19 protein-coding genes are annotated in these 24,630 nt (G+C 47.0%); 3 read left to right on the forward strand and 16 right to left on the reverse strand.

What is annotated here, in order from left to right:
* Window positions 1–486: 486 nt before the first annotated feature.
* The 5 genes from J2X75_RS14015 to J2X75_RS14035 all read right to left on the reverse strand — a co-directional run bounded on the left by J2X75_RS14015 (window position 487) and on the right by J2X75_RS14035 (window position 9,886).
* On the reverse strand, window positions 487–2,730 hold the full coding sequence (locus J2X75_RS14015; protein ID WP_310337285.1) for a carboxylesterase/lipase family protein: 2,244 nt from the start codon (window positions 2,728–2,730) through the stop codon (window positions 487–489).
* 592 nt (window positions 2,731–3,322) lie between these two features.
* Window positions 3,323–4,579 (reverse strand): amidohydrolase, encoded by a 1,257-nt coding sequence (locus J2X75_RS14020; protein WP_310337286.1) that lies wholly within the window; start codon window positions 4,577–4,579, stop codon window positions 3,323–3,325.
* Between the two features lie 102 nt (window positions 4,580–4,681).
* On the reverse strand, window positions 4,682–6,196 hold the full coding sequence (locus tag J2X75_RS14025) for an AbgT family transporter (RefSeq protein WP_310337287.1): 1,515 nt from the start codon (window positions 6,194–6,196) through the stop codon (window positions 4,682–4,684).
* A gap of 284 nt (window positions 6,197–6,480) precedes the next feature.
* Complete coding sequence (locus J2X75_RS14030) at window positions 6,481–7,785, reverse strand: hypothetical protein (RefSeq protein WP_310337288.1); 1,305 nt, start codon at window positions 7,783–7,785, stop codon at window positions 6,481–6,483.
* A 187-nt stretch (window positions 7,786–7,972) separates the two neighbouring features.
* On the reverse strand, window positions 7,973–9,886 hold the full coding sequence (locus J2X75_RS14035) for a helix-turn-helix domain-containing protein (RefSeq protein WP_310337290.1): 1,914 nt from the start codon (window positions 9,884–9,886) through the stop codon (window positions 7,973–7,975).
* Between the two features lie 229 nt (window positions 9,887–10,115).
* Between J2X75_RS14035 and J2X75_RS14040 the strand changes: the two genes are divergently transcribed.
* Both J2X75_RS14040 and J2X75_RS14045 read left to right on the forward strand, forming a co-directional pair.
* The gene (locus J2X75_RS14040) at window positions 10,116–11,768 is read left to right on the forward strand and encodes an alkaline phosphatase (RefSeq protein ID WP_310337291.1); all 1,653 of its coding nucleotides are present in this window, start codon (window positions 10,116–10,118) and stop codon (window positions 11,766–11,768) included.
* Window positions 11,769–11,922: 154 nt separating this feature from the next.
* On the forward strand, window positions 11,923–12,288 hold the full coding sequence (locus J2X75_RS14045; RefSeq protein ID WP_076328197.1) for a VOC family protein: 366 nt from the start codon (window positions 11,923–11,925) through the stop codon (window positions 12,286–12,288).
* 120 nt (window positions 12,289–12,408) lie between these two features.
* Here the strand turns inward: J2X75_RS14045 and J2X75_RS14050 are convergent, their stop codons facing one another.
* The 4 genes from J2X75_RS14050 to J2X75_RS14065 form a co-directional block, all read right to left on the reverse strand.
* Window positions 12,409–13,632: a GNAT family N-acetyltransferase gene (locus tag J2X75_RS14050; protein ID WP_310337293.1), complete on the reverse strand. Its 1,224-nt coding sequence runs from the start codon at window positions 13,630–13,632 to the stop codon at window positions 12,409–12,411.
* Between the two features lie 184 nt (window positions 13,633–13,816).
* Window positions 13,817–15,295, reverse strand: a complete 1,479-nt coding sequence (locus tag J2X75_RS14055; RefSeq protein ID WP_310337294.1) for a methyl-accepting chemotaxis protein — start codon at window positions 15,293–15,295, stop codon at window positions 13,817–13,819.
* 302 nt (window positions 15,296–15,597) lie between these two features.
* Complete coding sequence (locus J2X75_RS14060) at window positions 15,598–16,641, reverse strand: pectate lyase family protein (protein ID WP_036617386.1); 1,044 nt, start codon at window positions 16,639–16,641, stop codon at window positions 15,598–15,600.
* A 290-nt stretch (window positions 16,642–16,931) separates the two neighbouring features.
* Window positions 16,932–17,774, reverse strand: a complete 843-nt coding sequence (locus J2X75_RS14065; protein WP_124115867.1) for an AraC family transcriptional regulator — start codon at window positions 17,772–17,774, stop codon at window positions 16,932–16,934.
* A 114-nt stretch (window positions 17,775–17,888) separates the two neighbouring features.
* On the opposite strand from J2X75_RS14065, the gene J2X75_RS14070 reads away from it, so the two are divergent.
* Window positions 17,889–19,874: a beta-galactosidase gene (locus tag J2X75_RS14070; protein ID WP_310337296.1), complete on the forward strand. Its 1,986-nt coding sequence runs from the start codon at window positions 17,889–17,891 to the stop codon at window positions 19,872–19,874.
* A 123-nt stretch (window positions 19,875–19,997) separates the two neighbouring features.
* Here J2X75_RS14070 and J2X75_RS14075 read toward each other — a convergent pair whose 3' ends face one another.
* The 7 genes from J2X75_RS14075 to J2X75_RS14105 form a co-directional block, all read right to left on the reverse strand.
* Window positions 19,998–21,137, reverse strand: a complete 1,140-nt coding sequence (locus tag J2X75_RS14075; protein WP_310337297.1) for a DUF4179 domain-containing protein — start codon at window positions 21,135–21,137, stop codon at window positions 19,998–20,000.
* Window positions 21,127–21,675 carry a sigma-70 family RNA polymerase sigma factor gene (locus tag J2X75_RS14080; RefSeq protein WP_307533941.1) on the reverse strand — a complete coding sequence of 183 codons (549 nt, stop codon included), beginning with the start codon at window positions 21,673–21,675 and terminating at the stop codon, window positions 21,127–21,129. Before J2X75_RS14080 ends, J2X75_RS14075 begins: the two co-directional genes overlap by 11 nt.
* Before the next feature lie 180 nt (window positions 21,676–21,855).
* Window positions 21,856–22,257 carry a hypothetical protein gene (locus J2X75_RS14085; protein WP_310337300.1) on the reverse strand — a complete coding sequence of 134 codons (402 nt, stop codon included), beginning with the start codon at window positions 22,255–22,257 and terminating at the stop codon, window positions 21,856–21,858.
* Window positions 22,258–22,291: 34 nt separating this feature from the next.
* The gene (locus tag J2X75_RS14090) at window positions 22,292–22,618 is read right to left on the reverse strand and encodes a hypothetical protein (protein WP_310337302.1); all 327 of its coding nucleotides are present in this window, start codon (window positions 22,616–22,618) and stop codon (window positions 22,292–22,294) included.
* A gap of 13 nt (window positions 22,619–22,631) precedes the next feature.
* Complete coding sequence (locus J2X75_RS14095; protein WP_310337303.1) at window positions 22,632–23,279, reverse strand: SMI1/KNR4 family protein; 648 nt, start codon at window positions 23,277–23,279, stop codon at window positions 22,632–22,634.
* Between the two features lie 28 nt (window positions 23,280–23,307).
* Window positions 23,308–23,988 (reverse strand): hypothetical protein, encoded by a 681-nt coding sequence (locus J2X75_RS14100; RefSeq protein ID WP_310337304.1) that lies wholly within the window; start codon window positions 23,986–23,988, stop codon window positions 23,308–23,310.
* A gap of 28 nt (window positions 23,989–24,016) precedes the next feature.
* Window positions 24,017–24,484 carry a DUF6386 family protein gene (locus J2X75_RS14105; RefSeq protein WP_310337306.1) on the reverse strand — a complete coding sequence of 156 codons (468 nt, stop codon included), beginning with the start codon at window positions 24,482–24,484 and terminating at the stop codon, window positions 24,017–24,019.
* Window positions 24,485–24,630: the final 146 nt, after the last annotated feature.

Below are 24,630 nucleotides of genomic sequence, written 5' to 3' on the forward strand. Positions count from 1 at the left end.
TGAATTGAATGGTTTCACGCTGTATAGAGTAGGAAGGGGCGAAGAGCCCCTATCCTCCCATACTGTTGTATCCACACCATTCCGCGTATCCACAACTAGTGGTTCGAAAAGTTAACGAGATTTTATATTTTCCAATTCCTGCTTGTTCCGCTCTACTTCCTCTTGTAATACTCGTACTTCCATCCTTAATGCGGATACTTCCTCTTTGACACCAGACCTCTTCATCACAAGATAGAAGATCAGATATAATACGAGGCCCATCATAATAAAGAAAATCAATAGAGTTATAATCCCAGCAATAACAAAATTACTAGCTCCATCCATAATGTACGTTTTCCCCTTTCCCATATCTTATTAATTTATATTTACAACAATACCATAATTAAGCATAACGAACAGTATAAAAAAGCCAAGAGAGCATGCTCCCTTGGCTTTCAATTTATCTATATACCTTTTATCTATATATACCTTCCTACCCAGTAATCCTTATTCCCAGAAGAAACGGCCTGCGAACACTTTTTCCGTCAACAGTTTGTATGTTTCTTCAGGCAATTCCTTTTTCATCTTCGCCATTACGGCTTCTTTGCCTTGATTATATTGTGTGGACATGCCAATCTCTGCGGTTGTATTACTTGCATCCAGACGCATGATTGGGGCTTGGGCATCTTTCGTCCAAGGTGTCCATGCCGCTAGATCAGGTGATCCACCCGTACCTGGATTGCCTGTGTACAGGAACTGCTTCAGATATGCTGCCATCGCGGCGGACAACTGATCACGTCCTGGTTTGTTTGTATCGCTAAAGTACCCATCAGGGAAATAGGCAGCAATTCCGTCTGCGTGTCCTGTATAGAAGTCCATATCCGCACCATGTGGTGCGCCCAGTAACGTGAGCAAACGCTCAGAGATGACCCCAGGTTGTGTACCCCATGCAAAACGATACGCATATACCGGTGGCTGACCTGCTTCACTTGTCAATTGTTCCGCTACACGCTCTGCATTAAAGCCTGCATAAGCTTCGCTACCGTATTTCAACGCAGCAGCATATTGTTCCGCCTTGGTTTTATCAGTAAACAGAGTCTCGTCCGTAATGGATGGAGAGAAGTTTGGATCACCGAAGGCAAAACCGGAGAACTCCGTTTCCAGGCTGCCGAGCAATACAGGAACTTTCTTATAATTGCCATTATTGATGGCGTCAAACCCTTCTTTTGGAATCACTGTGCCATCACGGAACAGATGCGGGAATGGGTCCATACGGATTGCCGTTGCGCCAAACGCAGTGACCAACTTGTCCGCAGGCAGTGCACGCAGGTAACTCTCCAGCTGTGCCTGAGATTGCTTGCCAATCCATGCTTTTGCTTCTTCTGCATTAGCCGCTTTTCCCTCTTGCACGAGTAGCTTCACAAGTACATCCTCGGATTTTTGCTCGCCTTCTTCCGGTGATGCTGTCGTCAATCCTCCGCTGAAAGCAATAACTTTTTGATACAGCCCTTTGCTAAGTGGAGAGATCAGAGTTGCCAGCACATCACGTGCACCAGCAGATTGTCCGGCTAATGTAACATTGCCTGTATCTCCGCCAAAACCTTCGATATTATCCTGTACCCACTCCAATGCACGGAATGCGTCAAGCAGACCATAGTTACCTGAGTCATCCAGGGCATTGCCTGTTTTCAGCGCTGTATTCTCGAAGAATCCAAGGGCTCCCAAACGGTAATTCACTGAAATGATAATGCTGTTGGTACTCCGTGCAAGCTGTTCACCTTGAAAATCTTTACCTGATCCCGTCATATTCCCGCCGCCGTGCAGGAACACCATAACCGGAAGTTTCGAACTGGTTGTGTCGGGACGCCAGATATTAAGATACAACGAATCTTCGCTTCCCGCTGTAGTCTTGCCGGAGATCTGTAAGCTGTTTGCTGCAAATTCCTTAGCCGCTCTCGTTCCTGTCCATGCTTCCGGTTCTTGCGGAGCTTTCCAGCGCAGTTCACCTACCGGAGGTGCCGCGTATGGAACACCAAGCCAGCCGAGCGTGCCATATTGCTTATAGGTTTTGCCATCAATCGCGCCATACTTGGTCTGTTGCACCGTTTGAGGTTTGAACGCTCCAGCTTCTTTATGTTTCAACCAGTTCTGCTCCAAAGTTCCACTGCCATTCTTGAGCTGTATCTGCAAAGCCTGTGCGGTTGCCTCTGCCATCAGGCGATTGGTAAGTTGACTCGCGCCCTTCCCTTGAAGTGCCTTGATTCCTTTACCAGCCGCGTAGGTGGAAGCCGCTCCCTGCTCATAATCCGTACCTGCTTCATATCCAAGCACCTTCAGCAGCATTTCGGCATAACCTTCCGCTGTAAGGGGTGCATTAGGTTCAAACTTCTCCGTTCCTGTTACGATCTCAGCCACATACGGATGCTGCTTCAAGTAACCAACGACCGGTTGTAATACTTTGCCTGCCTGAGCCGCATCGTCATACGTTTCCGATCCCTGATAAGCGAGTGCTTCTTTCTCCAATCCGGACAAACGCAAGTAAAGTACTGCGGCCTGAATACGTGTCGCCTTTTTGTTCAGATAAGCTGCATTAACACCTTGACCGCTGCCGCGAATAAGCTCGGATTGGATCAGCTTGTCCATCGCTGCTGAAGAAGTAGGTCCTGTATTGCCTGCTGCATAAGCTGGTAGAGCGGATACACATAACCCCAGAATGGTTGCTACAGCAATCGAACGTTTAATGGTTTTCATGTCATAAATCTCCTCGCTGTCGAATAGTGTGTGATGGGATAAGTTCATTGGAAATGTTCAGTATCTAAGAATCAGTATTCCAATGTCTGGATGAGTCTATATCTCTATTTAGGAAAAATGGTCTGTTTCGCTCGCTCCTTTCTGCTCGAAATATCTGCTACCGCGCTTGCGATCATGCCATCAGGCATTTTTTTATATAAAAAAACCTGAACCGAAGGCAAACAGACATCGCTTTAGCGCGGTCTACTGCCCTCAATTCAGGTTTTGCCTGCAATCAGTAACAACCCTGAGGAATGAGGTTCATTCCATATGAAAATGTAAACGCAATCAATCGTTTGATGAACAAACAACCAACGAATGAACTGACACAGGTATTGCCCTAAACACGGTTACAATCCTGTTGTTATGGTGATGTTAGCACACAATGTAAGCGTTCGCAATATCTTTTTTTTTATCGTCATCATACGATCTCCAATAGGGGTTACAATAAAAACCCGCATTCTCATGCGGGTTCGAACTTAACTTACATCATGCTGATTTGCACAGCTATCTCTTAATCCCTCAATATCTGCTAGCCTACTTCTCTGGTTGTCTACAGCGTGCGTGCCAACTTCTCCAGCAGTTCCACCGCAGGGGTCAATACCGCTTCATCAATATCAAATTCAGGATGATGATGCGGAGCAGGCAACTCGCTGCCAACAATCATATACGTAGCTCTGCCACCTTGCTCCTGTACTCGCCGAATCATATAACTGGCATCCTCGCTGCCGAGAGCAGCACTATCCGATATGGCTTCTGCATGGGTGAAACCAGCGATGCCTTCCGCTTGCAGAACCGCAAGCTCTGCAAGTTCCATATCACATCGAATCGGGATGGCACTTCCAACCACCTCAACGGTAGCGGTTAGTTCGTGCATGGCCGCACTATGCTCAATGATATTCCGCACGCGACGTTCCAGCTCCCGATTCGTTTCTTCACTCGTCGAACGCGTCTCAATAACCATACGGGCATGCTCAGCAATAATATTGGCTCCTGTTCCACCTTCCAGAATGCCTACGTTAATCCGGGTATCTGCCGAACTGAACCGGGGAAGTGCATGAATGTTAAGCATGGCGGTCGCTGCACCCAACAGCGCGTTCCGTCCTTCCTCCGGCGAAGCCCCTGCATGGGAAGATACACCGGTGAAGTGTGCTTCCAGCTTGGTGGTTGCCAGGAATCCGGCAGACGCACCTCTGATATGACCGGATGGCACACCGGTACCCAAGTGCATACAGAACAGGCGATCCACCTGTTCCAGCATTCCTTTTTCGACCATGGCATATGCCCCGCGTACACCTTCTTCGGCAGGCTGGAACAACAGCCGGATTTTGCCGGCAAACTTACGGTTACTCAACCGTTCTGCAAGCGCCAATCCAATCGTTGTATGTCCATCGTGTGCACAAGCGTGCATAATGCCTTCATGACTGGAACGAAATTGTCCCGCTTGCGGTGCGTGTTGCTCCAACTTGCTCTCACGGATTGGCAGTGCATCCATATCGAAGCGAAATGCCGTCGTTGGTCCATCCTGCTCCCCTTGAAGTTCAGCAACAACGGCAGTGAATCCACCTCGCATCTGCTCCACAATCACCGGATCTGCACCTTCCCGGAGGGCACGCTGATATGCATCTTCCAACACTTCCGGCTTGGGCAGACCCCGCCGTGATGTGTCGTCGATCGCATCTTTTCCATAAGTGACGCTATACCCAAGTGCCGTCAGCATCTGCACCACTTTGGTCGCAGTACGAAATTCCGTGAATCCCAGTTCAGGATGTTCATGCAGATCCCGGCGAAGCGCGATAATATCCATCATGTGTCATTCCCCTCTCTCCAACCTCTATCTATTTCATCGTATATACAGTTCTACACTACTCATTCAACGTTAGGAGTCACTAAGCCTGCTCCTGTTGATCTCCTACAGTCTTGCGTTTACTCCCGGACCAAGTGGCAGGTTGAAGACATACCATAGAATGACCATAACCACCCACACCGAGAAGAACGCAATCGAATACGGCAAAATTAGTGAATAATACGTTCCCAGCTTCGCGTCTTTTCGGTAATCCTGCAGAAATCCTACGAACAGCGGTACAAACGGTGATACTGGAGCCAAGGGAATAACGACCGAGTCCGATACCCGGAAAATAACCTGAGTGAATGCCGGATGGAATCCAAGCAGCATCATCATTGGAATAAACACCGGGGCAAGAATCGACCAGATCGCTGATCCGCTTGCAATAAACATTGTCAGCAATGCCGACAGGAAGATCAGTCCGATCACCACTGGAATGCCGTTAATGCCCGTCTTTTCCAGTAAATCCGTAATGGTCAATGCCAGGAATTTGCCCATGTTGCTCCAGTTGAACATCGCCACGAATTGAGACAGCGGGAATACCATCACGATAAATCCAGCCATCGTTTTGATCGGTTCAATGAGCAGTTTCGGCAGATCGTTCTGGTTTTGAATCACTTTCAGTTTAATGCCGTAAGTCAGTGCTACGGTAAAGAAGAACAGTAAAATGACAGGAACAATCCCGGCCAGGAAAGGCGAACCCATGACACTTCCCGTTTCCGGGTTACGAAGCACCCCATTGGAAGGCACGACCATGAATGCAATCACGGCGATAAAAAGCAATGCTGCGATTCCCGCTGCACGTAGTGCCCGGTTCTCTTCAGGTGTCGGCGCTTCGAGCTTGTACACCCGCTCCCCTTCGTAACGGCCCAGGCGTGGTTCCAAGAATTTGTCAGTCATGAACCCCGCAACGAGGGTCAGCACAATAACCGAAGCAGACATAAAGTACCAGTTATCCAGAACCGTAACACCCACATTGGGATCTACAGAGGCCGCAATCTCGGTACTGATACCTGACAACAATACATCCGTGGTCACAATGAGCATATTGGCTCTAAAACCTGCACCCACACCAGCAATCGCGGCGATCAATCCGGCAACCGGATGTCTGCCTACCGCAAGAAAAATCAGCGCTCCAAGCGGAGGCATGATCACAAGCGCTGCGTCCGAGGATACATGGCTGAAGAACGCGATGAAAATAACGAGATAACTGGCGTAACGCACAGGTACTCGAACAGCCATTTTACGCATAACCGCTTCAAGAAGCCCCACCTTCTCCGCCAGACCAATGCCCAGCACCAGAGCCAGGATGGAAGCCAGTGGTTTGAAATCGGCAAAGTTCTTGACCACATTCGGCAACAGCCACTGAATCCCCTCTCTGCTCAGCAAGTTCTTGACGTGTACCTGCTCCCCATCAATCGGGTTATGTGCCGTCGCATTAAAGAGTGATAACACCAATGTGGCAACCATCAGGGCGACAATGAGATAGATAAACAATAAAAACGGATTGGGAAGCTTATTCCCTACTTTCTCTACCCAACCAAAAAGTCCTGTGTTCTCCTGTCTGTCCGCATTCACCATGCAAACTCCCCCCTGACTGTGATGGAACTGCCTCTGGATTGACTGAACAAGTCTGATGAGGTCTTGTCCCCGTTAGCAGATCATTAACGTACATTTAACGAAAATGTCGTAATTTTAGGACATTATATAATTAACTCCACATAAAGTTCAATACCTGTGTTATGTATTTTAACACTTGTAATAAAAAAACCGCTGAGCCACGCTTGTGTTCTTGTCCTTTCCACACGGACATGAGACATAAGGTTGCATCATCGGTTTTATTGTTTCGTTCTATGTTCGTTAACCTAACGCAGAAGACGATAACGGTTACTAGGCCTTCCCCGCCTTGTGTTCAGCTCATTGCCAGCAATTTCTGCCAGTGCAAATGCGGTAAGGCTACCCATAATTCGTTGTACGTGCCTGATGGTCATCGACAGTCCGGAAGCCAGTTCACCGGCTGTAAATTCTTCTTTGCCCATTCGACGTATGTATGCCTTTATTTTCTGGAATGTACGGATACTGACGCCTGCTTTGTTCAATTGTTCCAGCAGTTCGATGTCACTTGAATACGTTTCGTAGGATAATTCTTGGTCCTCTCCTGCCGCCTCCACAATGGTTCCATCCGTCTCATAGATAATGATTCGTCCTGCTTCATCATCCTTGGCATATTGGATGGCTTTGCGTGCATGACGTTCGGCATCGAACGCCGTCTCCCCGAATCCAATTCCGGCAAAGGAGGGCAAGTCTGTATCCAGCTCCAACTGATGCATGGTCGAATGCAGTGATTCCATATTACGAGCCATTACACCTCTTGAACCATACATCAGATATCTCCCAGTGCCGTCTTGATGAAGTGATCCATCGATTTGTTCACAGTGTCGCAGCAGTACTCCCTTGATCTTCAGCTCCATATGCTGCAACTGGTAACGCTCTGTCGATTGTTCGCCAGCTTCATGCAATCGATCGATCTCAATCATAAGTACACCAATCTGACTGTCCTTGAACGCGGAACTGCGAATTTGTTCAATCAGCATGCGTACGGCTTGCACCGTTTCCTGCTTGGTTGAATCAATTTTGAAGACAGGTACCCCACGTTCCAACAGGCCTTCATACACCGCATACAGACATGTAATCGCTGCTTTGGTAAGCCCCTCCTGCCAATGCTGGACGTGAAACTCAATCATGGCCTCCACATCATAATCGATAGAAAACACGTATTTACGTAATTGTTCCTGCGAGAAATTCAGCTCTTCCAGGCTGTCCATCAGCCCCCAGCTCTCGTTATCTGTCATATCAATGGAGATATCTTTCACCGGACTGTCCAAGGTGTAGACGGCTTGAAGCATCGCCTTATACAAGCTTGCCCCTGTAGGAGGGCAGTATATCGCATGTTCTTTTTCAAGAAGTACAGCTTGGGCACTCAGATAAGGAATCGGCCCCGTAAATACCCACCCGTGTACATTCTCCCGATTTCGTCTAATAATGTCTCCTGTTTCTCTTGCATGTTCATAGGCATATAGCTCGTAGCTCGCCCCCAGATTGTAACCCAGCAACGCACTCATGGTTCGCTCAATGGACGGCTTCGGTCCTACAATTCCGATACGATACATTCACAGACCCCCTTCTTCCACTCCACAATTTAACATATATCATATCGCTCCGAATGTTCCGTGGGTTATAAGCTTTAATTATATACAGAACCGACGATATAACAAAACAGGCCATAGGTGAATTCACCTATGACCTACTCTGATATAACGTGTGTTCGGGGGCCACACTTATTGAATGAAGTGATCTCTATTCCTGCAGCTTGCTCACTTGCTCAATCAGGCTATCCAGCCCCTTGTCGACCAGATAAGGTCCATAATTCCAATAGTTGCGAGAAACATTAATGATCCGATGATTTTTGATCGCAGGAATACTCTGATACACCGGCTCGTTGAATAGTTCCATCATCTGCTCCATCTCTTCATCTTCCATCTGGGTGAAGAAGTAGTCTGCAGGTTTATCCGCCAGCTTCTCCAATGAGAGCACGGTTCCACCATCTGCATAGGCTTTGTACTGTTCAGGCATATCAAATCCGAAATCCTGGTATATCAGCTTGCCCAATGTGCCACCTTCTCCCCCAAGTAATACCTCCTTGTTATAGATGACGAAGGACATGGCCGTGGTTCCCGGTTCAATATTGATGTTCAGTTCATCTCGGATCCCATTCAATTTATCTTCAAAAGTAGCAATCCATCGCTCTGCTTCCTCTTTCCGATCCATAATCTCACCCATCGTTCTCAGGGTGTTGATGACATCCGGGTCACCGCCCCAGGCTACCGTAATCGTGGGCGCAATTTTCTCATAGGTGCCGATCACTTCCGTGCTTGTATAATCAGGTACGATGATCAGATCTGGCTCCAGATCCGAGACCATTTCTACGTTCCCCGTTCCTGATCCGATATCCGGCACATTAGCCATCTCTTCCGGGTACAGATCTAGTGTTTCCTTGTTGGCACCCGCCGGCTTCATTCCGAGTGGCAGCAAATACCCACCATATGTGATCACAACCGGTTTGGCAGATTGGGCTGGAATCTCAACCGTTCTCCCCGATGCGTCGGTATACATTTTGGTTGCAGGCAGTGAAGCATCTTCATTTGCTGTTGACTGTGGATCAGCTCCTCCCCCGCAAGCTGCTAATAGCAGGGATAAACTAAATAATAAACTGACCGCCAAAGTAGGCTTAAAACGAACATTCAAGTCATTCACGCTCCAAGTGTTGTATTGATAATGATTATCGTTATTATCAATATAGCGTTGTGTGAGTTCTCCAGCAATGAACGATTCCGACTTCTTATTGGTACGATTTGAACCTTTAAGCAGATGACTGTGCATTTTATATTGAGCGGGAGTTTCTCCCATCATTCGTTTGAAGATTCGGCTAAAGTAGTACAAATCTTTATATCCAACGCTCTCAGCCACATCACGAATCTGAGCCTCTGTCTCTGTAAGCAATACTTTGGCTCGATTCATCCGGGTTTGGATGACGTAATCCATCGGACTGCATCCGAATTTGCGCTTGAATACCCGTGCCAGATAATGACTGCTGTAATGAAATTGGGCCGCCATATCCTCCATGGACACGGGATGTGCGTAGTGCTCCTGAATGTATGCTGCAATCTGCTCGGCTAATTCCGGAGGATCAGCCACCTGATCACTCGCCTGCCTCCATTGACGAAACTGTTCGTATACAAACTGATACAACAGTCCTGTAACCTGCAACCTGTCCAATTCTTCGCCGCTTACCCAGCATTCATGCATTCTCTCCATTATAGGAATTAGCGACAGCGGATATGTTGATGCAAAATAATACTGCTGCGGGGAAAATTCATACTCCTGTTGTACGTTTTCCACTCTCGACGGGTCGGTACCAGTGGAGCTTGGCTGGGGTTTATATAAAATCAGATAATATTCCAAGGGGAGATCCAGACTATGGATATGTATAGTTGTTCCTTTGACACCATGTAGAACCTGCGTCTGGGTGGACCTGAGCTTTTCTTTGCCCATATGAACAATGGCTTCTCCTCTGACCATCAGCAAAAAAGCATGGGCTGGCAGAACATACGGCCTAATCGTCTGTCCCGGCTTCAAGACCAGATGACGAATGTCCATGAGCTTTACCTGATTTTTATTCCACCACTGAATGGCTTCTAACCATTCTTTCATTACAAACCACCTCAAAGCCGATCATTAGACGAGGGTCATTCCCTGGTCCGATTTTCCCCTTAACATACAAGAATGGTCCTCATTTTGTCCAGTTTACCTAAACTCTATCATCCTTCATTAATCGTAAATTTTACATATAGTTAACCCATTTCATACGTTAGTTTAGCAATTGTTGTATACACTTGGTTTGAGATACCAAACTATACATATATTCTAGGAGGATGCATTCATGTTAAACCGGTTCAATATCCGTGCAGCCAAAATGATGCTCGCGGTGACGACGATTGTTACGGCTACACTCGGAGGAAGCAGTGCAGCGTGGGCTGTGGAAGACACGACCTCAACGACATCTGCATCACCGATTAAAAATGTCATCATTCTCATTCCTGACGGCATGGCTAACGATGCGACTGCCCTGGCTCGTTGGTACAAAGGCTCTTCCCTGACGCTGGACTCCATGGCAAGTGGTATGGTTCGCACACACTCTGCAGATGCGCCTATTGCGGACTCGGCCCCTGCCGGAACAGCTTTTGCAACAGGTTATAAATCGCATACCGGATTTGTCGGTGTACTGCCGGACAAGGCTACCATGCCTGGACAGAAGGCGATTGCGCCTGGAGACGCAAGAAAACCTGTTGCATCCGTGCTGGAAGCTTCCAAACTGGCGGGTAAAGCAACTGGCATTATCGCTACATCCGAGATTATGCACGCTACGCCAGCAGACTTCTCTGCTCACTACCCGGATCGCAAAAATTACGATGCGCTCAGCAAACAGCAAGTCTACAATGGCATGGATGTTGTATTGGGTGGGGGTAGCAAGTACCTTGAGCCAGCGGGGCGCAAAGACGGGGAGAATCTGGTTTCCTCCATTAAGGCACTGGGTTACGATTACGTCACTACACCGGCTGCAATGAAAGCATCCGACTCAAATAAACTCTGGGGTATGTTCGCTCCCACGAGCATGGCTTACAATATGGACCGTGACCCTGCGAAGCAGCCAAGCATTGCCGAGATGACATCCAAAGCCATCGAAGTTCTGTCCAAAGATGAAGACGGCTTCTTCCTGATGGTCGAAGGCAGTAAAGTAGACTGGGCAGCTCACGCCAACGATCCGATTGGTATTATCAGTGACGTGCTGGCTTTTGACGATGCCGTAAAAGTAGCCATGGATTTTGCCAAAGCCGATGGAGAGACTGCCGTTGTCGCTGTTACGGACCATGGTAATGGTGGACTCACCATTGGTAACAACGCAACTAGCGGCACATACGATAAAGAGCCGTTGTCCACATTTATCGGACCTTTGAAAAAGGCCAAGCTGACAGGCGAGGGCGTTGAAGCGAAGCTGAATGCGAAGCGCACAAACATCAAAGCAGTGATGAAACAGTACTATGGTATTACCGATCTGACTTCCAAAGAGATTGCCACAATCAAAGCGGCCGAGCCAGGCAGTCTTAACTATGCAATCGGTCCAATGATCAGCAAACGTGCAGGGATTGGCTGGACAACCGGTGGTCATACAGGTGGAGATGTCGTGTTGTACACGTATGCTCCGAACAATGACCGTCCATTCGGTGTAATTGATAACACGGATGTCGCCAAATATATGGCACGAGTACTGGATCTGGATCTCGACAGCGTGAGCAAACAATTGTTTGTACCTGCCAAACAGGCATTTACGACCAAAGGCGCGACGTACAAACTGGACCTGACGGATGCCAAAAATCCGAAGATCCTCGTTACAAAAGGCAACACCAAGCTGGAACTGCAAATCTACAAAAATATTGCACTGGTAAACGGCAAAAAGACAACTTTGGAGGGTGTCATTGTTTATAACGGTGTAGAGGCATTTGTACCACAGACGGCCGTTGATCTGATTCAATAATTCGTTAGAACTACCGGAGATTACACCATTTGGCTGCCGATATTTCGGCAGCTATTTTGTTGTTTGCTGATAAGGAGTAGGTTCCTGTTAGAACCTATCGTATAATGAACGTAACCAAAATACATATCATGCAAGAAAAAGGAGAGATTCACCCATGTTGATCAAATTAAACTGGATCACGCTGAGGGTCAGTAATCTGGAAGCTTCGCTTGGGTTCTACCACGACATGCTCGGACTTCCCATTCAGCGCAGATTCGAAAGCCGTGGACGGCAGATTGCAATGCTCGGCATGGAAAATGAAGCCAAGTTGGAACTGATTGAGGGCAGTGAATCCATTCTTAAACCAGAGGCCGGCGTGTCGATCGGCTATGAGGTGAACTCGCTGGATGAAGCCATGGAACGACTGGCAGAATTGAATATTCCGATTGTGCGCGGCCCCATCCAGCCCAATCCGCATCTGCGGTTTATTTACATTACAGATCCCGATGGCTTCGAGGTACAACTCGCAGAGCATGTCTAACTAGGCGAGTGCGAAATGAGTGTGCGTATCACGATGACCAGTTGGGTGTGCAAGTGTGCAGTCAAACCAGATGCAAGCTCACACCTACATCAAGCAGCGCAAAAACGTTATTATGTTTGTTCACAGCTTCATGCGGCGCATCAGCGGAACACCTATGCGATTCAGAAACCGATCAAGCAGCAGCCAGCACCAGCGTCTGCCCCATGGAAGCTGGCGCTCATACACAGCGGAATATTCAAAATCCGCCACAGCACCGCGATTGCGCTTGAACTGTGCAGCCCCGGCGCTCTCATGTAACAGATGGCCGTTCTCGCGAGCCTGTCCGATCAGGCATGCCGATAACATGCGGTATAGTCCGACGGATTGGGGGACCGCTGTGTCGTAACCAAACAGCGGCGTTGTCATGATTCCATTTCGGCAGAAATAACCCATCACCGCATCCAGGCACCCTTCCTTCCGCAGTCCATAGAGCCTGAGTGTTCCTGATGCCATCGCAGCAGCAATGAACCGCTCGGTGAATTGCGGATTGTGATAGGAGTATTTTTCAAGGTATAACAGCTTGTACAGCTCCACAATTCGCGGAATATCTGCATCCGTCATATCTGACTCGGAAACGAATTCGTAGTCGTGCTTGGCCAATAATTCGTAATCCCGCTTCAACAGCCAGCGCGATTTCGAGTTGCCAAAATTCGGATCATGCGCTTGATACAAATAGATTTGTCGGCTCGGGATTAATCGGCAGCCCGCTTCCGTTAGCCTCGCCGTCAGATCGGGATGAAGTCCCGGACACAAGGAGCGAAACACAATGACATGCTCAGGGTATCGCTCTTGTACCACTGTAAGCAAACATTCTACCTGTTCACCGGACATGGCTGGATACAGATTGGTGGACAACAACCAGTTGTTCACATGCACAACTTTGTTGATCTGCGATTGCTTCATTCCCCAACCTATTAGACTGAGCAGCACAGAAAGACCTTTTTCCAACACAGGCTTCTGCAACATGGTCAGTTCCTCCTTGGCGTAACTCACATAATGCGTATATGGCGAACAAACGTAAGCATTATCATACTCTGTATCATTCACCGTCAGCGGAATAACGAGATCATCAATCCGGGCGAGCAACAATGTCGTTTCCACGTTGGACATAAAGCTTTGGGTCCCGTCCAGCATCATAGGTTCCAGATAAGCTCTGGCATATCTGCCGTCCTCCGTATCGGGCCAGTCCATGCCTTCGAACGAATGTTGATCATAAAGACGCACGCGTTCAGCGTGATTATCATTCCTAACTTCATATGTACGGTCATCGTAGGCCGAGCTGTCTTTCATTCCTTTATTCTTCAACCTTTTACTCCCCCATGAGGTAACATCTTCTTTTAACTATCATTTACATTGTTAGTTCTACTCTCTTCATACTCTACACATCACACTGTATAGGAAAAAAATGTCGGCATCAAGCTGTTTGGCACATGAAAAAAAGCCCGTCCAGTACGCTAAATACGCACCGACAGGCTCTCAACTATTAATATTAAAGTTTGTTCACAACGGAAGAAGCTTGATGATCCGAGACCAATTCATTCAGGTCTACAATCAGTTGCTCCAGTTCTCCAAAGCTCTCTACCATCTTCTGTGTCAGGTTGCGTTGTTCTTCCATGCTTGCCAGAATCTCTTCTGTCGCTGCACTGGATTGCTCAGTCACACTCGAAATCTCGGAAACCTCATTCACAACTCTGGTGGATGATTCCTTCATGGTCGCCGAACTAGTCTCGATATCTGTCGCTTGAGTTAACACATGCTGAGAGTTGCTGTTGATCGTACGGAATACTTCCTCTGCCGTATAGACGCTATCTCTTCCTTGTTGTAACGATTGACGAATGCGTTCGAATCGATCCGTCAGTGCCTGCGTCTGCCCTTTTAATCGAGACAGGATGGTTCCGATATCACTTGCGGACTGACCCGAGTTCTCTGCCAACTTGCGAACTTCCTCTGATACAACAGCAAACCCGCGTCCATGCTCACCCGCACGAGCGGCTTCAATGGCTGCATTGAGTGCGAGCAGGTTGGTCTGACTCGCAATATCCGCTATGCTGTTCAGCATAAGTGTCATGGATTCACTTTCCTCGTTGAACTTTCGCATGTCATTTGCAGTTGTATTAATCGTTTCATATAGATCTTGCATTTGGATGTTCAGCTGGTCCATCTGTGTGCTTCCTGTTTGCGTGCTCGTTGCCATACTTGCGGACAACTCTTTCATCTGTTGGGAATACGAAGCAACGTCCTTGATATGCTGATCCGACACAGATAAGGATTCCGAGATCTCGGCTACACTGGTCGCCTGAAACTCAACACCTTTTGCAACCTCACTGAACCCAAGTGTCACCTCATTGGTGATAGAGCCGGTCGCATTCACTTTTTCCTTCAATTGATCCGTATAACGTGATAAACCTTCGACCGATTCCTTCACACGCTCCAGCATGGTTTCCACTCTTTGCTTAGAATGCTCCACCTCATTCTGGCGTACTTCACTTTCATGGAAGAGCCTTTGATTCAGCTGGGAGACCAGCATCAGAATGGCTCCCGTGAGAGCGAATAGTCCCACATTAACGATATTACCTATTAGCTCAACAGAGTCAACGGTATTCATAACAAATAACTGAAGAACACTGTTGACTAGTAATACCGAAAATCCAACCACAAAAAATTTCTTGTTAGGAAATAACAGTAGAACTGCGGTTATGACCAAACTTAACGCAAAATTGACCGTTCCCCAACCGACATAGACTCCACATATTGTCAGTAATACGGTAATCAGCCATGGAATGAGATGAATATGTTTCTTTTTCGCATTAGCGTATGTAATCCAAACTACAAAGATCAGAGCTACTCCATTGGACACAAGTAACTTCGGCATCGTAAAGGCCAGACCCATACCAATGGCAATAATAATCCACAAAATGATACCGATTAATTTGTTCCTTTTCCAAATAATTTCGTCCATACGATCCATGCATACCCCGTCCTTTTAAGTAGGTTAAATGTGAGTTGTAGGGCCTTTCTGTACTACATCTAGTAGTCTATGGTCCTGCTTATGTGCAAATCGCAAATACGCAGCGCCTTAACATAGTACATATTAACTTCACAAGTATGAAATCAGCGCTACTTTATGTATATCGGTATTCAACATTTAAAATGAATATGAAATATAAAATGATATGTAAGCATATCATTTTATAAACAAAAAAGGTCTGTCTTATACGTTATGGCGTACAAGACAGGCCTTTTTGGTCGTGAATGGATGTCCAGCAACTTTTACTTTCCGAATACAAGTGTTGTATTGGAGGAGCCTGCATACTTGGTGACGAACTCACGCGCGTAGCTGGCACTCTCTACCTGATAACTGTAATTGGAGCTTGGTCTCCAGTTCGTTTTAGGAGAAGTCGGACTATTAAGCGCTGGTGTACTTCCCGTATCCGTAAACTCACCTTTTCCTTTGTCATCCAGGATGCCGCCCTTTTCAGCACCTGCACCAAAGTAGTTGTTTTCGGAATAAATCCGTGCTTTTTCACCAATGGTAATGGCCTGATTAAAGTTGTTTGCATAGTTGTTTTTGAGATGGAAGTAACCATATCTTAAAAGTCCAGGTCCTCGCACATATAAATTTTCAAAGTAATTGTTGGACATCGTCACATGAGGGACGCCATTGTAACTGCTATTACCATCATTCGGATGACCGAGGATAACACCATACTTATGGTTTGCAAATTTGGAATTGCTAATCGTAATGTAGTCTGCGCGATCGCCAATATACAGCAGTTTGTCCAAATCACTACCGCCAGAGCTGTAGCTATGGCCAGCAAATGTCACATGGTCGATCCAGTAATTGGAGCCTGAAGTGATATACATCTGGATATCATCATTGGCATTAATATTGGAAGCGTGTTCAAAAGTCAGATTCTGAAAAATCACATTGCTTGAACTGCTTGTGGATCTGAAATGAATGTTCGTTAATGTATGTTTGCCAAAGGAACCTACCAGTGTCTTGTTCGCTCCGAATTCAACTTTTTGCAACGTAGAGGAGGAAATATTCTGTTCAACGACGACAATTTTGGCCGTAGAGCCCGCCATGTGTGTTCTCAAATCATTGAGATTACTAACGTAAACCACCTGACCGTTCTTGCCACCTGTCGTAGCTGACTTGGATACACCATTCTCATTCTTGGCACTGCCTGCAAAACCAGTCAGCCCGTTCGTACCTGTGTTTGGATAACTGGCCGCACCATATGTAGACGGGGCTGTGGAGACAGTTAACAACAATAGAGTTACAGCAAGTAAAAGCATCGAAAATTTCTTCAAAATTTCACCATCCTTTATAATATTATCCTCAAAGACAACTCGATTATATCGTGTAACTTTGGCTGTGACAATACAAAAATTGCAAAAAGACAACAATTATCATTTTTATGCAACAGCAGATCAGATATAGTGAAAAAACGTAAAACCAGGCCATTCGTTCACACAAAATAGAGCCGCTAATTAGCGGCTCTATTAACGAGTACTATGTGATCCAACTTGGAACTGATCTGCCCTCGGATCAGTTCCTAAGGCCTTTGACGAAAAACCATTCGCTTGCGGATAATAATATGTCACGACTTCTGATAGCTGCGGCGGAAGGAGCCAGGTGTAATTCGTTCCAGCTTCTTGAAGATGGCTCCATAATAGCTGGTCGATTCAAAACCAACTTGACGAGCAATATCCTCCATACCGCGCTGCACATTATCAAGCAGCAGTTCCTTGCTCTTGTTGACTCTTACCTGATTAACATAGCTGATGGGACGAATACCTGTCGTTTTCTTAAACAAATGACAGAAATATTCTGGTGTGACACAGATCAATCCAGCGAGCGTTGGCAAAGTAATCTCTTCAGCATAATGTTGTTCAATATAGTCCAGAACCGGTTTTAATCGCTCATACTGCTGCCCGACCGTATCGCTGCCCTCAACAGATACGCGTTGAATAATCTCTGTCAATAAGGTATAGAGAATGGCGGAACAGGCGTAATTGCTTAATGTCTGCTCTTGTGGTGTTAAAGCAGCTTGCAGCAGCTCCCGCATTCGGGATAGAAGGTATTCAGGTTGTGCAAGCGTGTATACGCATGTGTCGACAATGCCCACGGTTTCAAATAAGTTTGCTGACCCGTTGCCATCGAAAATGATCCAGTCGACTTCCCAACTGTCGGATAGCGCATAGTATTCGTGCTTCTGTCCAGGGAATAACAGCATGCCCATACCTGGCTTGACGATATGTTCCGTTTCACTGAGCTTGAGCTTACCCACACCGCTGCGGCATTGTATCCACTGATAATCCTCAATGCCTTGGTCTCGGCGGATATGCTCCTGTTCATGATGCAGGCCAATGCCAAGTAAATAAAAAGGGAGCAGCTTGTCTCGGGCAGATAACACCGGAAAATTACGATTGGGATGAGGCATACGTCTAACTCTCCTGATCTTAATATTGTTATACCATATTAATTATTTAAGATATTCACTCAAATTAATATAACATATAATCGCAATATATTGATAAATAAAGGAGATCACAGGATGACAATTAAGATCGGAATTGATTATTATCCAGAGCAATGGACCCCGGAGTTATGGGAGAAAGATGCCATACTTATGCAACAGACGGGGGTTGCTGTTGTGCGAATGGCAGAGTTCGCCTGGAGCCGAATGGAACCGACTGAGGGTAATTATCAGTTTGAATGGCTGGATGCAGCTATAGAAGTATTCGCTTCGCGTGGTATGGAAATTGTGTTATGCACCCCCACCAATACCCCGCCAAACTGGATGACTACCCGTTATCCGGATGTGCTGCCCATGGATGAACAACGCCACATCATTCGGCCAGGTGTCCGTGGACATCGCTGCAACAACAGCCCTTCCTTGAGAATGCTGGGCTCCAAATTTGTGGAAGCGATATCACAGCGCTATGGTAAGCATCCCGCCGTTATTGGCTGGCAAATCGATAACGAGATGCACTACCAGGAATGCCATTGTGATACATGTAATCGCGCATTTGTTGCTTGGCTGCAAAAGCGTTATTCCAATCTGGAGGAGTTGAACCGGGAGTGGGGTACGGTCGTCTGGAGTGGTGAGTACAGCAGCTGGGCTGAGGTAACAACACCACTCGGTGCCAGCAAACCGATGAATCCTTCCTATCTTCTGGAGTACAAGCGATTTTGTTCTGACAGCGTAGGCTATCTGCTGGGATGGCAGCTTGAGATTTTACGTCGTAACTGTCCAGACCAATTCGTGACACATAACATGTGGCAGTATCCGAATAGCCTGGACTATTATGATATGCACAACGAATTGGACTTCGTCTCTGTTGATTATTATCCGAATGAGCTGTATCGCGATTATGGCGATCGGTTTCCGAGGAACGGAGCGCTTACGCTGGACTTGGTTCGCGGCATCAAACGCCGGAATTTCTGGGTAATGGAACAGCTCAGCGGAGCACAGGGAGCCTGGATGCCGATCCAGCGCACCCCGTATCCTGGACTGATCCGAGCTCGCTCCTGGCAGACAATCGCCCGCGGTGCGGATATGGTCGTCCATTTCCGCTGGCGGAGTGCAACCGTCGGAGCCGAACAATTCTGGCATGGGCTGATCGACCACAGCAATGTTCCTGGACGCAGGTTCAGAGAGTTTGCCGAGCTTACTCGCGAGGTGAACCAGTTAGGAGAACTGCTGGCCGACTCAACCATTGTTACCCAGGTTGCGATTCTGCATTCGCATGATCAGCATACGGCACTTTCCCTTCAGCCGCAGGCGGAAGGAGGAATGCACTATATAGACAACTTGTCCTCTATGCATAATGCATTTCTGAAAATGGGTGTTGGTACAGACGTTATCAACTGGACCGAGGAGCTCGACGGGTACAAGCTAGTCATTGTCCCTTCCCTCTTCCTGTTAAGTGAAGAAGTAGCACAGCGACTGGAGCGATTCGCAGCTAAAGGAGGGACGGTTGTCCTCACCAATCGGACTGGCGTGAAGAACATGAGGAATGTATGTGAGATGATTCCTCTACCGGGGCTACTGGCAGAAGCAGCGGGTGTTGTCGTAAGTGAATATGATGCCATCGGCAACAGTGAGCATCGGATACGGAACGCGGAGGGCAAGACATTCGCTGCGAAGCAATGGTGTGATCTACTGGAACTGCGAGGTGCAGAGCCGATCGCCTGGTATGACAACGACTTTTACGAGGGTGTACCAGCGGTTACTGTCAATAAGTTTGGTGAAGGTGAAGTGTATTATGTCGGCACTTGGCCGGAGCCATCGTATTTCTATCAGTTGTTTGAAGGCGTATTGAAGGAAAAGGAATTGGCGCCCAAAATCCAGTTGCCGGAAGGTGTCGAGCTGTCGATTCGAACGAAGGGGGAGCAAAACTTCCTGTTTCTGATCAATTTGACGAATGAGCAACGAGAGGTTACACTGGACGTTCCTTATCGCAGTTTGTTGACTAGCGAGAGATTGGATCAAAAGTTGACTCTTCCAGCTCTGGGAGTAGATATTCTAACTGTATAAGATCAGCAGTTTTTCACATTTAAAAAGGGATGTATCACAAGGCTTACGACCTTGAGAGACATCCCTTCTCTTATTTCACTAACGTCCACCAATTCGAATAAGAGTTTTGCCAGTTAGTTTGTCTTATTTGATTTTGATTTTCAGTTCATCCTTCTTGGCTTCTTGTAAATCATCATAGACCTTATCTGGTGTGCCACGAAGTTTTAATACCATTGACTCCGGATGGTCCAACTGATTGCTGCTGAAAGAATACATCATTCCATCTTCCGTTCCGCTCCCGCCTGCCAAGGATAACTTGGTCTGCTTTCCATTCCTGGAGATCGAAATGATCTCGATAGGCCGAACGATCTCGTTGAGCGACAACTTCGTTTTGTAATCAATCTCTTGATTAGGTGCATGGACAAATTTGACCCGAGTTACTAGCGGAGACACCTCCACCTCCGACAACAAGACCTCATAGCCTCCAAGAGTAAAAGTCCGATTAACGTTAATGACTTCCGTTTTAGGGATAGAAAACTTGGGATCAAGAGGGAAAGAAACGTTCATTTTTTTGGAAAATTGATATTTTCGTTCCTTCTCCCCGTTGTCTTTATAACCCACCACATCTGGCACAACTGAAGATAGCTGAAATTGTAGATTCACTTGCTCAGGCAATGGTTTGTCTCGATTTCGATCAATTGTACTTCGACCATAAACGATATGCTTATCCTTCGAAAAATACACACCGCCTGAGCTACCGTTGTCAAGCAAATCGCCTGTCGATGCATCCGTCATCTTCATATTGACAGTCGAATACATCTCCTGCGAAGCATCCGTTTTGGCAGTATACAATACCGTTATTCTATTCTCATCTGCCATAACTGCATTCACAGTAAACGCATATATGCCCGACGTAACCGTCTGATCTACAAATTGCACGTACCCATTATTAATTGCGGATGTTATCGTGGTCTTTTCCATATCGGTTGCCAGCTCACGAAAGGGTTCAAGTACCCCCCAATTGGCTACAGGTTCAGTATATGTTGCCTGTTCCTGCCCATAGCTCCCAAGCGGGCCCACAAGGAACCAACCTGTAGCCAGGACTGTGACCAGCACTGCCGTGATCCATTTGAAACGAACGGTCCTACCTGATCGTTTTGTTCTGGCCTTTGCGAGACCAAGTTGAATTGCCGCAGTCGTGTCCGCCGGATTCCAGTGCTGTTTCTCTCTTTTCACCTGAAATGCGTCTGCAAGAAGTGCTTTCTCCTCCGGGTTAGTGGTCATGCCAATCCCTCCTGTTCTTCATCAACTTGCGCAACTGCTGGAGTCCTTTGTGCTGCCAGGTCTTGATCGTACCTTCCGGTTTGCCGAGGATGGAGGCGATATCCGTCAGTGTCATGTCGTTATAATATTTCAGCAATAATACATGGCGATATTTCGGTTTCACCTTTTGCAAAAGAGATTCCATAGCGATTCGATTATCATCAACGCTGATCATCCAAGACGCGGGAATGCTGTCCTCCAGATCTTCCTTCGCCAGAGGTGTCGCCCGCTTGCGGCGCCTCTGTTCATCGATGCAAACATAGATCAGAATCCGAATGATCCACGACTTGAACGCTTTCTCATTGTTCAGCGTTCGACGCTTGATCCAAGCCCGGCACGTCATCTCTTGTACCGCTTCCAGCGCATCTTGCCGATTACGCAGGTAACTGTAGGCAATGGAAATAAGCGTATCTTGATGCTCCATTATGGATTGCACAAATACCGTCTCATCTTCGATCTGTACATAGATCCTCTGGTTCGTCTCTGCTTTTGTTTCCACCCCGCATCCCTCCTTCTCTCTCTTTCTGTGGTATAAGACGGGTGAGTGAAGCAAACGGTTTTATTATTGGCTCATCAAAAAAAGCTCCGCCAACACCTGAGGGAGCTTTTTACATAAGACTTTCATCGCCAAAATACCGAATGATGACACACATGAACAATCCAAACAAGATCAACTAACTTACAAATTACCGATAACTTCGATCCCGTCAGCCAATTGCAGATGGTTTCCCACCCACACGGTAAACCGATTCAGAAAAATCCGTAATTCAGGATCTGTAACCAGCTGTTGATCCAGCTCTGATAAAATCCCCACCCACACTTCCTTCGTAATCGGATTCTCCCAGCAGGGATCAAGAGCCTTCATCTCTTCTCCAGTTCGAGGATCAGTTAAGGGAAATGCGCGATCCAATGCAGGACGAATATAGTCAAAGTCTTCATTATATATGAACAGCATGTCTTCTATCTCTACTTCAACCGATTCTTCTATGTATAAAGGGGATAAAACAAAACCCACATTCCGCTGTGGACCTTGATACTGATATATGAGCGTAGGGATCGTTCTCTTTGATTGTTTAGCCATAGGATCACTCCTGTTCAAGCAATTTCGCTACTAATCAGAGTTCAAACCAGATTAAATCACCATCAACCTGGCTGGTTTCTCGCTCCATCTGTTGCATCCAGCTCCGCGCCTCTTCACCCCAGATATGAAATAAACAGTAGATATACGACTCCCCATCCTTAATCTCTTCTAACCCGGAAGCCTCTTCTATCCACACTTCAAGGGCTCTCGGCCAGGAAGAATCTTCACGTTTCAGTACAAAACCGTTGGCTTGGTGTTCTAAGCTGTACATGTTGGTAAACGTTAATGCACTTGCCAGACGCTTCACAACTTCAGGTAAAATCGCAGGCTCCGTTGCTCTAATCCCATATTCCCAGCCCAATGTACAACCTCCTTTAGACTTCGTTCGCTCCAGATTGTTGCTTTTGTTCATGCATTTGATGGATCGAACGATCCAACCACAACTCATACCAGTCGAGAAAATGTAGTCGATTCGAATTGCCCCAATACTGATCAGGATAAATTCCATTACGGTTAGCCCGGTCATCAACCCAGACCTCTCCGTAGGAGGCTCCCTTAACAATCAGATTCATGGATATGCCACAGCCAAAATCACTGATGCGCAACATGCCTGCTGACCACTTTGGATCAAAATATTCATGTTCCAGCGCTTCCCATTCCTCTTCTTCCTTGCTGTCATCGAACCAGTCATAGTTCCAGTTCCATGCTTCCGTGAATTGGAAAGGGTCCGAGACCGCGTTCAGCTCATCGTCATAACCAAGCACAGCGTATACGCCATCATCCGGATTTTCCAGACCATAATAAGGTCCTGCACCACCTGTTCCCATATGAAGAAGCCATATCTTATAGTCCTCCGGCAACTCAATTCGCCATTTCTGTTCAAATTGCGCAATATCCTTCTGCGTCCACACAGACGCCATTTCATATTCATGGTTCTCTGCGCCAAACAGGTCCAGATCCGGGTCCAGGCTTCGAAGAGTGATCAACTTTTCACGCATACGCTCAAGTTGTACATTGTACATGGCTTACTTTCCCACCTTTGCTACTGTATTACGTTTGTTCCACGGCGTACCCGCGTTGCTGTAACTCATCCAGTACTACTGCCACATCTCGCTCAGGACACAACTGCTTAATCAGGCTGGCGGTCATCGGTTTTTCTTCATATACTTCAGCTACGGCTTCCAACGGCAGATCCGGCAAGTCATAGTACCCTTTGGCCCAATCAGCGTATTCTTCCGGGTTCTTTTCCAAATATCCCAGCAAAAATTCTGCGCCACCTCTGGCGTCCGCTTTGTCTTCCTCAGCCATCGCCATCTGAATCCAGTTACCAACCTTCCATGGCAAGTCGTTCCCTTCCTGCAATAGGCAAAAGGTCACATCCTCCAGATCCAATGTTTCCTCCTCATCTCGCAGAACAGCCATCAACGTCTCCGGCACTTCATCGTACATGCCCCGATAGATTTCTCCGTCCTCACGAGCATGTGGGCTCAAGGGTGACTCATGATCAAATCCTTTGATCAACGTGCCTGAGTTCGTAAACAAGACATGCAGATGATCACCTGCACCGTTATTGATGCTTCCCCATGCCACACCTGGCTGAAGTTCAGCTTCATAATGATGAACGCGTAGCCATTCTTCCTCCGAAAAGATAATATCCAAAGCAGCGAGTATTCTCATTTGTTTACGCAGGGCATCTGCATTCATCATCGTTATCTCGTTCCATTCCTGCATATGAATCCCTCCTGTTTGTATATGTACACTATATCCGGATTAATTCATCCAGCGTGTTATTTCCCTGAATACTTGGTGTCATGACAATGGTGATCCGACTGGCTTCTCTGGAGACGATACATGCATAATTTCCAGGCTTTAACTGAAACAGAACCCCTTCACACGTCTCATCCGGCTCTAATTCACCGCCAGTGACATCATCCGCCGCCCCCAGATAGACGTGCCCAGACGGAACTTGCAGATGATACACCTTTTCCCGTTCCGCTCCGTGATCTGGATCTGAATCCTCCTCTACATCCTCCAGGCTCCATTCCACCTCATACACTCCATCCGCACCCAGATTCAGGAACAGACAATGACCTGCATTCACCTCAGCCAGCTCATCCACTGGAATGGACCACCAGTCCGAAGTATCCTCGGCACGATGTTTTAACGCTGCTAGATCATAAAGGCACAATGTTGCCGTATCTGTAACCATCTGAAATGTTCCTCTCATATTCACCCGTCCCTTCTGTCTGATCCAGGTCTGACCTCAGAAATATATTCCATCATTATATCAAGCCTGATACACGTGTAAAAGGAACCCATGGACCATCTCTGCTTGCGCAACTCTTCATTTCTTGCTCCAAATGGTCGATATAA

This window comes from Paenibacillus sp. 2003, assembly GCF_031455635.1.
Classification (GTDB): Bacteria; Bacillota; Bacilli; order Paenibacillales; family Paenibacillaceae; genus Paenibacillus; species Paenibacillus amylolyticus_B.

Bases quoted from the DNA above. Each gene is read 5' to 3' on its own strand.
- J2X75_RS14015 (WP_310337285.1), bottom strand. From the start codon at position 2,730: ATGAAAACCATTAAACGTTCGATTGCTGTAGCAACCATTCTGGGGTTA.
- J2X75_RS14020 (WP_310337286.1), bottom strand. From the start codon at position 4,579: ATGATGGATATTATCGCGCTTCGCCGGGATCTGCATGAACATCCTGAA.
- J2X75_RS14025 (WP_310337287.1), bottom strand. From the start codon at position 6,196: ATGGTGAATGCGGACAGACAGGAGAACACAGGACTTTTTGGTTGGGTA.
- J2X75_RS14030 (WP_310337288.1), bottom strand. From the start codon at position 7,785: ATGTATCGTATCGGAATTGTAGGACCGAAGCCGTCCATTGAGCGAACC.
- J2X75_RS14035 (WP_310337290.1), bottom strand. From the start codon at position 9,886: ATGAAAGAATGGTTAGAAGCCATTCAGTGGTGGAATAAAAATCAGGTA.
- J2X75_RS14040 (WP_310337291.1), top strand. From the start codon at position 10,116: ATGTTAAACCGGTTCAATATCCGTGCAGCCAAAATGATGCTCGCGGTG.
- J2X75_RS14045 (WP_076328197.1), top strand. From the start codon at position 11,923: ATGTTGATCAAATTAAACTGGATCACGCTGAGGGTCAGTAATCTGGAA.
- J2X75_RS14055 (WP_310337294.1), bottom strand. From the start codon at position 15,295: ATGGATCGTATGGACGAAATTATTTGGAAAAGGAACAAATTAATCGGT.
- J2X75_RS14065 (WP_124115867.1), bottom strand. From the start codon at position 17,774: ATGCCTCATCCCAATCGTAATTTTCCGGTGTTATCTGCCCGAGACAAG.
- J2X75_RS14070 (WP_310337296.1), top strand. From the start codon at position 17,889: ATGACAATTAAGATCGGAATTGATTATTATCCAGAGCAATGGACCCCG.
- J2X75_RS14075 (WP_310337297.1), bottom strand. From the start codon at position 21,137: ATGACCACTAACCCGGAGGAGAAAGCACTTCTTGCAGACGCATTTCAG.
- J2X75_RS14085 (WP_310337300.1), bottom strand. From the start codon at position 22,257: ATGGCTAAACAATCAAAGAGAACGATCCCTACGCTCATATATCAGTAT.
- J2X75_RS14095 (WP_310337303.1), bottom strand. From the start codon at position 23,279: ATGTACAATGTACAACTTGAGCGTATGCGTGAAAAGTTGATCACTCTT.
- J2X75_RS14100 (WP_310337304.1), bottom strand. From the start codon at position 23,988: ATGCAGGAATGGAACGAGATAACGATGATGAATGCAGATGCCCTGCGT.
- J2X75_RS14105 (WP_310337306.1), bottom strand. From the start codon at position 24,484: ATGAGAGGAACATTTCAGATGGTTACAGATACGGCAACATTGTGCCTT.